This window comes from bacterium, from assembly GCA_009926305.1.
GTDB lineage: Bacteria > Bdellovibrionota_C > UBA2361 > UBA2361 > RFPC01 > RFPC01.
The window spans coordinates 1-11,371 of sequence record RFPC01000071.1 but is presented as its reverse complement, the minus strand read 5'-3'; the positions used below and the strand labels follow the sequence as shown (position 1 = coordinate 11,371).

General features: G+C 47.7%; 14 protein-coding genes. 6 read left to right on the top strand and 8 right to left on the bottom strand.

Annotated elements, in window-relative coordinates:
* Window positions 1-19: 19 nt before the first annotated feature.
* The 4 genes from EBR25_10435 to EBR25_10420 all read left to right on the top strand — a co-directional run bounded on the left by EBR25_10435 (window position 20) and on the right by EBR25_10420 (window position 2,170).
* Complete coding sequence (locus EBR25_10435; protein NBW41399.1) at window positions 20-280, top strand: hypothetical protein; 261 nt, start codon at window positions 20-22, stop codon at window positions 278-280.
* An 85-nt stretch (window positions 281-365) separates the two neighbouring features.
* Entirely contained in the window at window positions 366-920 is a 555-nt protein-coding gene (locus EBR25_10430; GenBank protein NBW41398.1) for a hypothetical protein, read from the top strand.
* An 81-nt stretch (window positions 921-1,001) separates the two neighbouring features.
* The gene (gene atpB / locus EBR25_10425) at window positions 1,002-1,754 is read left to right on the top strand and encodes an ATP synthase F0 subunit A (GenBank protein NBW41397.1); all 753 of its coding nucleotides are present in this window, start codon (window positions 1,002-1,004) and stop codon (window positions 1,752-1,754) included.
* A 113-nt stretch (window positions 1,755-1,867) separates the two neighbouring features.
* Window positions 1,868-2,170, top strand: coding sequence for an ATP synthase F0 subunit C (locus tag EBR25_10420; GenBank protein ID NBW41396.1), 303 nt, complete (start codon window positions 1,868-1,870; stop codon window positions 2,168-2,170).
* A 1,206-nt stretch (window positions 2,171-3,376) separates the two neighbouring features.
* Here EBR25_10420 and EBR25_10415 read toward each other — a convergent pair.
* From EBR25_10415 to trxB, 3 genes are all read right to left on the bottom strand, one after another.
* Complete coding sequence (locus tag EBR25_10415; GenBank protein NBW41395.1) at window positions 3,377-4,066, bottom strand: hypothetical protein; 690 nt, start codon at window positions 4,064-4,066, stop codon at window positions 3,377-3,379.
* A gap of 281 nt (window positions 4,067-4,347) precedes the next feature.
* A complete protein-coding gene (locus EBR25_10410) occupies window positions 4,348-5,094 on the bottom strand; it encodes a sulfite exporter TauE/SafE family protein (protein NBW41394.1) in 747 nt (248 codons plus the stop codon).
* A 57-nt stretch (window positions 5,095-5,151) separates the two neighbouring features.
* On the bottom strand, window positions 5,152-6,090 hold the full coding sequence (gene trxB, locus EBR25_10405) for a thioredoxin-disulfide reductase (protein NBW41393.1): 939 nt from the start codon (window positions 6,088-6,090) through the stop codon (window positions 5,152-5,154).
* Window positions 6,091-6,253: 163 nt separating this feature from the next.
* On the opposite strand from trxB, the gene EBR25_10400 reads away from it, so the two are divergent.
* Entirely contained in the window at window positions 6,254-7,864 is a 1,611-nt protein-coding gene (locus tag EBR25_10400; GenBank protein NBW41392.1) for an ATP-grasp domain-containing protein, read from the top strand.
* Here EBR25_10400 and EBR25_10395 read toward each other — a convergent pair.
* A complete protein-coding gene (locus EBR25_10395) occupies window positions 7,853-8,671 on the bottom strand; it encodes an RluA family pseudouridine synthase (GenBank protein NBW41391.1) in 819 nt (272 codons plus the stop codon). The two genes, EBR25_10400 and EBR25_10395, sit on opposite strands and share 12 nt — an antisense overlap.
* 11 nt (window positions 8,672-8,682) lie before the next feature.
* The gene (locus EBR25_10390) at window positions 8,683-9,357 is read right to left on the bottom strand and encodes a hypothetical protein (GenBank protein ID NBW41390.1); all 675 of its coding nucleotides are present in this window, start codon (window positions 9,355-9,357) and stop codon (window positions 8,683-8,685) included.
* 16 nt (window positions 9,358-9,373) lie between these two features.
* On the opposite strand from EBR25_10390, the gene EBR25_10385 reads away from it, so the two are divergent.
* Window positions 9,374-9,898 (top strand): ribonuclease HI, encoded by a 525-nt coding sequence (locus EBR25_10385; GenBank protein NBW41389.1) that lies wholly within the window; start codon window positions 9,374-9,376, stop codon window positions 9,896-9,898.
* A gap of 24 nt (window positions 9,899-9,922) precedes the next feature.
* Here the strand turns inward: EBR25_10385 and EBR25_10380 are convergent, their stop codons facing one another.
* From EBR25_10380 to EBR25_10370, 3 genes are all read right to left on the bottom strand, one after another.
* Entirely contained in the window at window positions 9,923-10,948 is a 1,026-nt protein-coding gene (locus EBR25_10380; GenBank protein NBW41388.1) for a hypothetical protein, read from the bottom strand.
* Window positions 10,945-11,145, bottom strand: coding sequence for a hypothetical protein (locus EBR25_10375; protein ID NBW41387.1), 201 nt, complete (start codon window positions 11,143-11,145; stop codon window positions 10,945-10,947). Before EBR25_10375 ends, EBR25_10380 begins: the two co-directional genes overlap by 4 nt.
* A 22-nt stretch (window positions 11,146-11,167) precedes the next feature.
* Window positions 11,168-11,371 (bottom strand): hypothetical protein (locus tag EBR25_10370; GenBank protein NBW41386.1); only part of this gene is annotated, 204 nt, incomplete at its 5' end.

The following is an 11,371-nucleotide window of genomic DNA, read 5'->3' as shown; positions in this document are numbered from 1 at the left end:
TCTTAAAAGCAAGTTTTCGGTGTCTACAACGAAAGAAGAAACGCTTCTCCTCTACCAAACTCTCTCTCCTGTAGACTCTCTGGTCAGAGTCTCTAAGCCGTTTGGAGTGAGTTTGCCTGTTGTTTTCACCGAAATTTTGCTTCACTCTTCTGTGTGCGTGCACTTTATGACGTTCCTCATAAAGTGGCGCAGCAAGGTGAGCGGGCACTCTATATTCGCTGAAAAATTTCTTTCAAGTAATATTCAAAAAAAATTTTTTCATGTCGATGATCATAAATAATTTCAAAGATTTTCTTTCGAATTTTTTTTCGTACTAAAAGTGAACTAAACCTCGTGAAAAATTTTTGGGTCGAAAACAGCAGGTGATGGAAGTCGAAAAGTCAGTGCAAAACGAGATTAAACAGCAAAGAAACACTATTTTAAAACGGCAGATCGCAACGTTTGTGCTACTTTCACTGGCTGTTTATGGTGGTACTGGTGAACTGTCAGCCTTTCTCTCGACGCTGCTGGGAGGAACGGCGATGACAGCCATCCTCGTTCTCTTCACCACGGTCGCTCAATTTTTATTCGAGGGCATCACGATTCAACCCCCAACAGAAGAGGGTGAGCAGAACGCACCCGCACCCTCTTCTGATGCGAGCCCTAATCAAACACAGCCAGTGCTTGAAGCAGAGGAGGTAAGATCGCTTGAAGAAGGGGGAGATACCTCGAAGGACGGGGAGGAGCCCCCTGAGTGGGGTCTAACTGGAAGAGGAGCGCTGGCTATTCTGCTTATTCCATTGAAATTCTTCATTTTACTGATTCCACTTTTTGTATTTCGCCAGTTTGGAAAGGATGGCCTCGCTTTTTTCGTTGTAGGGCTACTCCTTAGCGTGATTCCAACTTTCTTTCGAAGTTCGGGGAATGCCCCTAAGGGGTGATGTAGCAGAGTAAAGAAATATTCCCGATCTGGTTGCATTATTGTTGAATATTCAGGAGTATTTGGAGCCGGAGAGACAAGGATGGAAGCACACTACACATACTTGGATAACATTTGGCCCCAAGTGGGCGAAGGAGCGGTTACGCTTGCTGCAGAGACTCAGAAGAGCGTCACCGCTGTCTTTGTTGCCGCTCTATTCATCCTGTTAGGGGCGAGCTACGTCCGTCGTAGAGCTTTAGCTTCCGCTAAAGAGGGTGGCGTATCGCCGTATGTGATACCAAGCAGGCGCCCTTCTTTTTTCGGTATCCTCGATTTTTTTATGGAAACGTTCGTGAGTTATCACGACTCCGTGGCAGGTAAGCAAAACAGGAAATACGTTCCTTTCACTGCTTCAATCTTCTTTTTCATTCTCGCCCTGAATGTTCTTGGCCTTATCCCAGGGATGCCAGCGGCCACTACCACGGTTTGGCTGAATGTTGCGATGGCAATTGTTGTGTTCGTTTATTTCAACGTAGAGGGGATGAAAGAGCACGGTGTCGTGAACTACATGAAGCATTTTCTCGGCCCTCTTTGGTGGATGGCGCCGATGATGCTCGTCATTGAGATGGTGAGTCTTTTCATGAGGATTTTAACTCTGAATTTAAGGCTGTACTGGAACATCAATGCCGACCACATTGTTCTCGGGATTTTCACGGACATGCTCCCTACTGGCATGGCAGCCCCGTTTTACGTTCTTGGATTCTTCGTCTCATTCATGCAGGCCTTCGTGTTTGCAACACTGACAATGGTGTATATCGTTCTAGCAACTCAACATGAGGAAGGGGCGCACCACTGACCGACGGAGAATGCGGAGAGTCTCAAAACCTTTTTGCTCGCGAGATGCGGAAGAGGGGAGAGAGAAATTTTGTGTTATAAATTAACTTCTTTAAGAGAGAGATAAGGAGAGACATGAAGAAGGTAGAGATATTGATACTGAGCGTGATTGCCGTTCTATTTGCAGCAGATCCAGCACTTGCGGCTGAAGAAGGCGCTGCGGCATCCAAGCTAGGACACATCGGTGCAGGAGTAGCTATCGGGCTGGCAGCACTTGGTGGAACTCTTGGTCAGTCAAATGCGGTAAGAGCAGCGCTTGATGCTATTGGAAGAAACCCTTCAGCGAGCGGTCAGGTCTTCAATCCGATGATTATCGGACTTGCTCTTATTGAATCTCTCGTGGTTCTCGCGTTTGTTATCGCGTTCTTCCTTTTATAGGATTCCTCGAGGGGAAACGCCGGGGGCGTAGTTACAACAGTAGAGGGGATGCGAATTCTCCTACGAGCGAGTAACCAGCAGAAGAGGCGTTTTTAGCGAAAACCGCTGGTTTCCGGGGTGCCGGACCAGCGGTTTTTTTGTATCGAACGGGCGCAACTCAGTTTGCCTGCTCATTAAACGGTCAAATCCTTCACTCTTTGCCCTTCACTCTTTGCCCTGTCGTCCTAGTTGCACTGTCGTCCTAGTTGCGCTTTCGTCCTAGCGCTTTCCGGGTGTTGTAGCGCCCCCTTCTTCGATGAGCACCCGTTGGGATACGGACGGGCGAGACGCGCGCTCATATTCGGTGAACACTTACATGAAAGTGTGCTCCTTCCTCACGGTCACTCCCACCAAGTCTTTACCACCCCAAAGAGGCTCCGTCCGTACTTTAGATTCAATCGGCCGGTCACTCCCACCAAGTCTTTACCACCCCAAAGAGGCTCCGTCCGTACTTTAGATTCAATCGGCGCCTACTCGGAGAACTCTACGCGGCGGCTAAGCTTTCAGCTGGACTTCCCTGGGCCCTCTAGCTCTAGGAAATAGATCCTCCTGAACGCCCCTCTACTTACTGGGCAGCCTTAATGAAACGAGTATTTGAGATAGACCCACTGGAGTGCCCTGAATGCAGCGCGACAATGAAAATCCAAGTATTCATCCAAGAACAATCCGAAATTAAGCGGCTCTCTGAAAATCTCGGTGAAGTTCCATGGAGAACTCCACCTCCTTTCAAACACGCTACTTAGCCAACTTACAACGCAGTGAAAGATATCGGCGCAGTAACTGAGCGTCCAAAAATTTGGGAAACTCACCGAATTCTGTCACTTGCTTGACCTTGATGCAGGTTCCGCCCTCTTCGGTGACTGATTCGGAAAAAATCCACCTCAAAAACAGCGCCATGAAACATAGAACACTTCATATAGAGCCCCATCAAATGTAGTTATCAGCGAATATACCGCTTTTAAGATTTCCTACCTGTAAAGCTGACTGTCCCCATCATTATCAGCGCCGTCTGGGTCGTCGCAGATGTCCTCCACAAGTTTTCGTCGGCCCAACTTTGGGAAGATGTTTCACTCGGCGTGATAGGCAGTGCGATAGCCATCGTTTGAGGAATTCGAAGCTTAAAGAAGCGATTGAAAAGCGGAACAGGTGAAACCGTGCCGAGAAACATTACTCCGTAAGGAGATGTTCGACGACCAGCTCGTTGTTATCAACCGCTTCACATAGGGTAGCCATCTCTTGATCCCCTGCTTCCTCAACTGAAGCAGACGAACGTTTATTTGTGTTTGCACTTGTATACATACCGGCATCTTCTCCGGGACACAACTTACACTTACCGCAAGAATCAATCACTGTGACCGTTCCGGTACACTCGACGAAGTGTTGGTATTGGGTTGTGGTCATGGCGACAGCGATTAAACTTACTAAATCTAGCCACTGCATTCCGCTGGGCCCACGCACCGGACTCTCTTCTGTCGTCTTGGTGATTCGTTCTTCGAAGGAGAGATCAGGTATTTCGTCATAAGTGCGAGATAATGCGCAGTTTCGAACCCACCTCGCCCTACAGTTGCTTTTGTCACAATCGTTAAGGCCAGCCGCATCGCTTGCAGCCCGCTCTAGGTCCTTCTTACAACGGCTTTCAGCTTCCGCCTTTGCTTTCTCCTCAGTTGGTTTTTTGGAGGATACCCCTTTGCCTGATACGGAGAAATTACCGCTCACTGATTTGCCACAAAGTGGCTTAGGGAGTGAGGAAACTGGTTCAGCAGAGGCAAAGTGGATAGGGAGCGCAAGAAGGAATAGGAATCCGAGCATCAGACGACCGCCCAAAAATTCGAAGGGATTGGAATATCGTAAAACCATGAGTTCTCCCCGGAAGAAAATAAAGAGAAAAAACCTCTACAGCAGAGACATTATTGACCTGTCCTTAGGTTATGGCGCCTAAAGGCTTAAGGAAGTCCTAGTTTTTTCATTTTTTTCAACGTCTAAGAAAAAAACCTACTGAATTTTGCTCAAATTTGGTTCCAAGTAATTGAAAAATAGGCTGCCTTTCAAGTACCAGCATCTTTTTTATAGGGGGCATTCAGGCTCTGAACCTCACAGCCTTTCCCTCCCTAGCCAGCATTAGCTCATTAAAGCTATTCCTAGGCACTACCAGATAAGAGAGGCATGGAGGCTGCCATTAATAGAAGTCCGAGAGCGATTCGAAATTGTTTAGCAGATATTGAGATAAACGCCCTATTTCCGAGATGAACACCAACCAGCATCATTGGGATAATGGTAAGGCTGAGTACTATTTCTCTGATTGATAGCAGACCATTAATCCAAAAGGTTGACGTTTGCGCGATTGCTGCAGGAATAAAAATAATAACAAGAAGTTTTCTTAGGAACTCCTTGGGCAAGTAGCTTCCAAAGTGGATCACTAATAGCGGTGCATTAATCCCAATGAAGCCTCCACAAAGTCCAGCAAATGCAGCTATAAGGAGGTCTGCCATAGTTGCAACTTTATACCTGCCTTCATTTGGTGAAATAGCGACATCGCTCAGAAGGAACCAGAGACTAACTAAGAGAAATATTACTCCCAATACTAGCTTAAAAAGCATTGGATCGATAAGGCTAAGAGCTTGAGCCCCAAGCACCGAGCCTACGACCATCGCGATCGTAATCGGCAGCCAGAAAGGCTTTGGCAACGTAACAGAATCTATCTTCAACATTGCAAATCCTCCAAAGACATTGATGAAGGAGGCAATTACAATGCAAGACTTAGGTTCTAGAAAGAACGAGCATAGACTAACAAGGACGGTGGTTGTTCCCGTTCCCATCAAGCCTTTCAGATAAAATGCGAGAAGTCCGATAATTGATACAAGAACAAATTCATGCAGTTCAAACATTTTTATCCTAGAGGAAAAGCTTTATACGCACCTCCATACGAATCATATCTGTTTAGCCTAGTCGTGAAGAGACTCTAGCCACCGCTCTGCCTCTAGAGCGGACATGCACCCAGTCCCGGCCGCGGTAATCGCCTGTCTCCAGTCGTGGTCTTGAAGGTCACCGCACGCAAATAGTCCTTCTATATTTGTCTTTGTGGAGTTTGGCGCCGTTTTTACATAGCCATTCTCATCACATTCTACAAAATTCTGTACGAGCTCCGAATTTGGGATGTGTCCAATAGCGATGAACACAGCCGATACGGGAATATTTTCATCCTGATTCGAATCATTCTTAAACAGAGTCACCGACTGGACCCCGTCTTTCTTTGAGCCATGGACCTCTTTTAACTCCCTATTCCAGAGCACTTCTATTTTATCATTCTTTAACACTCGGTCAGCCATAATCTTTGAGGCCCTGAGCTCATCTCTACGGTGTACAAGATAAACCTTTGAGCCAAATCTCGTTAAAAAGTTCGCCTCTTCACACGCAGAGTCTCCACCGCCGATAACCATAATAACTTGGTCGCGGAAGAATGCCCCATCGCACGTAGCACACGTTGAAACGCCAAACCCCATGAGCTCTTGTTCTCCTGGCACATGAAGGAGTCGCGGGGTGGCTCCAGTTGCAAGAATAAGCGCATCAGCTGAATAGGTGCCCTGGTCACCTTGAAGGATAAAGGGCGTTCCGGTCGCGGAGATTTCTTTAATGGTGTCGGTGATAATGGTCGTTCCAAACCGTTTTGCCTGAGCCTCCATATTTACCATGAGATCAGGGCCCATTATGCCTTCTGGAAATCCAGGAAAGTTCTCCACCTCAGTGGTCGTAGTCAGTTGCCCTCCAGGAAGGGGGCCATGAATCAGGAGAGGCTCAAGATTAGCACGAGCCGTGTATACCGCTGCGGTAAGTCCCGCAGGCCCTGAGCCAAGAATAATTACATTACGCTTCTGATTTTCCATCCAATGTTCTCCACGTTCTCTGTAAACAACAGTTTCCTCCGTACCATACACGAGAAACTTTCTAAATTACTCCCCTATTTGTTAAAATTTTCTATTTTCAGAGACCTTTTTCATGCATGACAATAGAGCTGGATGAGAGTTAAGCCAGAAGGAGAGGATACGAGTGAGAGCCTTAAAAAAAGTCCTTATCGCTAATCGGGGAGAAATTGCACTTCGAATAAAGCGCGCAGCACAAAAGCTGGGGATCGTTCCCGTAATGATCGCCTCAGAGGCTGATCGGGAGTCTCTTCATGCCCTTCCACAAGAGGCTGATGGAGACAGTGGACATCAGGTCATGTACCTGAGTGGCAACACAGCGCAAGAAACATACCTCAACGGCAAGGCGATCCTTGCGCTCGCTAAAGAGGCTCAGTGTGATTCAATTCATCCTGGCTATGGGTTTTTGTCTGAAAATGGAGATTTTGCCGAACAAGTGGGCGCAGCAGGTTTGAAGTTTATTGGGCCAACACCAGAGGTCATTCGGCTGATGGGAGATAAAGTAGCGGCAAAAGCAGTGGCATCAAAAGCCGGAGTGCCAATAGCAAGCTCGGTAGAAGTAAAGGATCCAGCGCGCGCCCTGAAAAAGATAGTCAAGGATGTCGGTTTTCCCATTCTTTTAAAGGCGCAGGCAGGAGGTGGGGGCCGCGGAATGCGCCTTGTAAAAGATCCCGATTCCTTTCTCAAGGAATGTGAGCGCGCAAGTGCCGAAGCAAAGAAGTTTTTCTCAAACGAAAATATTTTTGCCGAACGTTATATTGAGTCTCCTCGTCACGTTGAGGTTCAGGTCTTCGGGGATGGAAAGGGAAAAGCTTTTCATTTGGGAACAAGGGATTGCTCTACTCAACGACGACATCAAAAGCTTGTCGAAGAAGCCCCGGCCCCATTTTTATCTCCAGCAGTCCGCAAAAAGCTTCACGAGAGCGCCGTATCACTTGCCGAGCAGGTTCAATACGAGGGAGCTGGAACAGTCGAGTTTCTTGTTCAGAATGAAAATATATTTTTTCTTGAAATGAATACTCGAATACAAGTTGAACATCCAGTTACTGAGATTGTCTACGGAATTGATCTCGTTGAATGGCAATTTCGTGTTGCCGCAGGCGAGTCGCCGCGCGCGCAAGACTTTGTGAAAGAGCCAACAGGGCACAGCATTGAGTTTCGTATTTATGCAGAGAATCCAGCGCATGGTTTTGTTCCATCACTGGGAACGATTCGTGCTTTTGATGTTCCAGATTCTTATGACTTTTTTCGGAATGAGCCTTCTGTGCAACGGGGAAGCATCATAAGTCCATATTATGACGCGCTCTTAACAAAGATTATTGTTTCTGGCTATGACAGAGATGACGCTCTTCAAAATGCGAGAAGAGTATTAAAAGAGTGTCGCATTGAAGGTGTGGAGAGCACCCTTCCGTTTCATCATTGGTTATTACATGAGAGCTCTTTTCCATCTGCACCATTTGAGATTGGATTCCTTGATAGAGAATTTTCCACAGAGAAGTTAGAGAATGTCTCTTTGTATGAACGGATTGACCCGGAGAACAAGAATCACGGCACTGATGCTGCCCCAGTTGAGCGACTTTCAGTCAAAGAGCGCTCTACGGGAGATGCGAGTTATATTGAGATAGTTCACCGAAAAGATGGATTATTTGAGGGACGCAGGTTTAGCGAGAAGAATATACTCGTCTCCTCCGTGATGTCACATACTCGATCAGGAGTGCTTGCCTCTTTAGAGCCTTGATTCCTTCTCATGGGAGGCGAACGAGAAGGGGCTGGATATTTCGATTCTTTTACGGGTGCGCGGATGATAGAAGGCCATGTGTTCAGCGTGCAGCGCAAATGGCCTTGAGCAATTCTGAAAAGGCGCTATGTCACTCAGAAAATTTTCGAGTTTCAATGTGGAGCCATAAAGAGCATCACCAACAAGCGGATGTCCCAAGTGCGCTAGCTGAGCTCGAATCTGGTGCCGAAATCCAGTGATTAGGTTTATACGAAGAAGAGAAGAGAGATTTTTCGGATCATCTCTATCGGTGAGGTGCTCTTTGGGAGCAAGAGTTAAGGTAGAGTGCTCGGAGCGCGGAACTTTTCGTTCAGACACAAGGACTTTTTGCGACCGGCGATATCGTCCATACAGATATCCATTAAGGGTAGTCGGCTTGGTGATTTTGCCCTCAACGACACAGAGATATCTTTTTTCTATTTTCCCATCGTGAAAGTCTTTTCGAAGGTGCTCATAAAAAAACGGATTCTTTGCAACGAGCAAGAGGCCGGATGTTTCCCGGTCAAGTCGGTGACAGACTCCACAGTCGGCATTATAGCGCGCCTCGGAAGAGCGGCTCATGCTCGAAGATTCTTCACATTTCGGATGGAAGCGAGCAAGCCACCCCGCTACAGAGCTGCCAGGGGGCTCTCCCTCCTGACGTGTTGTGGATAGCCCTGGTGGTTTAATACAGACAAGAAAGTCGTCTTCCTCGAGGAGAACAACTGGCTCGACCTCGCTCCTCTGGCTCGAATCGGACTCTTCGCTACCTATTTTGAGGGTCTTCATCGAGCGCTCTTTTAGTGATACTGCCCAAGGTCATCGGTTGAACTTTTTGCATTATCAAGCTCTGCAATAGCGGCAGCAAAAAGAGTCAGGATCTCACCTCGAACATCAGCAAACTCTTGTTGAAGAGTTGCGAGCCGTTGATCGAATTCCTTGGTTGACCAGTGGGGAGGCGTCTTGCCTTTCGTTCGTTGTTTTGTTCTGAAGCGGGAACGTGCAATTCGCGCCTCAAATGCTTGATTGAGGAGGGACGCTCGTTGAGCGAAAAGAGACTCGAGTTTTGGCAGAGAGCGAACACTGCTTCCCTCCAGTTCGGCGATAACGATCAACTTATTCAGGAGGTCAAGATGATGCGAAGCGCTTTTTGCGATCAGCTCTGGAGACCACTGGATCCACTCAAGATAGAGCGCTTTCGGAAGCAGACGTTTTGCAACAACAAGCCGGTTGTCTCGTATGGCAGCATCAAGGTCTTGAAACACTCGAACGCGCCTTCGAAACAACAGCCTCTCGTGAAACCCACGTAGAGAGCTCGAAGTGGAGCCTGATTTCGCTTGAGTGCTTGCGGTTGCTCGAGAGGCGGTGCCTTGACCGAAAAGGGGCGATAGGAGAGCAAAGAGCAGCCAGAGAAGGGTCCAAATGCCGAGCACAAGGAGGAAAAGAGAAATAATCAATGTAGATGTTGAGACCATACTATTAGTGTATATCATGGAAGCAGAAAGCGCAGCTCATGAGTCAACAAGAGTAGGAGAGTTCGAAGTGCCAACACGATCAGAGGTTTTAAAACGATATACTGGAGGTCCGCAAACAGGCGTATTTACCGATGGCGGCGCTAGTCCGAATCCAGGGCCGGGAGGCTGGGGACTTGTACACGTGGTCAATGGAGAGATCCTTCATGAGGAGCATGGATATGAGCAGGATACAACGAATAATCGTATGGAGCTCACAGCCCTGATACACGCTCTTAAGCTCGTGTCTCCCGAGGAAGAGATAACGGTCTATTCTGATAGCGATCTTTGCGTAAAGACGATTAATGAATGGGCCGCAGGGTGGGAGGCTCGTGGATGGAAGCGAAAATCAGGCCCTATTAAGAATCTTGAGCTCGTTCAAGAGCTCTACGCATTGAAGCAGGAACGTCCTGGCGTAACTCTTCAGTGGATTAAGGCGCACGATGGAAGCCGATGGAATGAGTACGCGGATGCTTTAGCCACTGCATGGATGCGAGAAGAGTAAAGTAGCCATGTTCGACTTTGAGGATTAAAACTCAAATCGCTGAGCGCCGTTCGGAATAGTGACGAAAAGCTTTCCATCAGGAAATACTAGCGATCTCCCGGCTCCATCAATCGCTTCTACTCTCACATTCGTTCCAAAAGCTGCCCCGGGCTTATTTGCTCGAGCCGTTGTGCCACGACCGTTACTGGGCCCACTTCCTTCCAGCACTGTCGTCTCATTGACGATAACAGTTACTCCTGCCGGATTAAGCAGGACGACTAAATTCCCGTTTCTCTCAGAGCTTGGCTTCCAGAGAAAATTAGAGACGGTGGCGCCAGGGGTTGAATTTCCCTTACCAGGAGCGCTCGCGCCTGGGAGTTCTTCGTTAGGGATATCGTCTTGTACCTCACTGGCTTCAAGAAGCGATTGGTAGCAGCCAGCTACTAGGGCTTGGCCACAGTCACCAGCGCTCGATACCTCAGCGGCTCGCTTTTCGAGAAGAGATTCTGCCAGGCTATCTCCAAAGTTGTTAATAATATCTCCAACAATAGAGAGCGCTCCATCGGCAGTAACAAACTGACAGTCATCGGTATAGAGAAATCCATCTGCACCAAAGGCAGAAATGACAGCGGTCGCTCGACTGCCGGCTGATTCAGACATTTGCTCCGAGAGCGCGCGCAGCTTCACGACTTGAGCCCCCGAGTCTTTAAGAATAACAACAGATCCAGGAGTAGAGCCCGGCCCGAGGATTCTGACCGATACCCCCTGTTGGTCCGTAATCGGATTTCTTACTTCACCTCCGAGGGGAACACCGCAAAATGTGCTGAACGCTCGACCACTATCTCCGCTAGAGTTCGACGTACTTCTCGAATCATCATCAGTTTCTTTTGAGCATCCAACTAGCAGGCATAGTAGAGTGAGGAAGCATAGGAGGGCGAAGAGGGGGAATTGCTGCGTTCTTTTCATGTTTTTGAAAACCTCTGAGTTTAACCTTTCGGTTGTTGTATTCGGCAAGATGGACTGTTCTCTTGAGATTGATAAGGTATCGAATTTAGCATATTTTTTTATCATTCTGCCTGTGAGGGAACGTTTTCATGGTTATACGGGCAGTGACGACAACAAGAGCCGCAACAGACCCCTCTCTCAAGATGGAACTTGGAGGTAAAAACGAGAGCACCTGTCTCTGGGTCAAGATACGAGCTTTCTCCTTTATGGAGTGCCTCTTGATGGAGGCGTTCCCAGAGTTTTTCCTGTTTTGAGGTTTTCATCGTAACACCGCAACCAAGACATTTAAGAAGTAAGAGACTGCTCAGAGTGGGCTTGGATAAGATCGGCCCAAAGGGTCTGAGGAATGAAGTTCACATTCATGTATGCGTAGGTAGACTTTGAATTCTCATATTTTTGCGAGAACATCCTATGCCTTTCTACTATTGTCTGAGCATATGCGCGCACACTTTTTGGAATAGCCTTTTTTCTTTTCAGGGCCGTACCGAG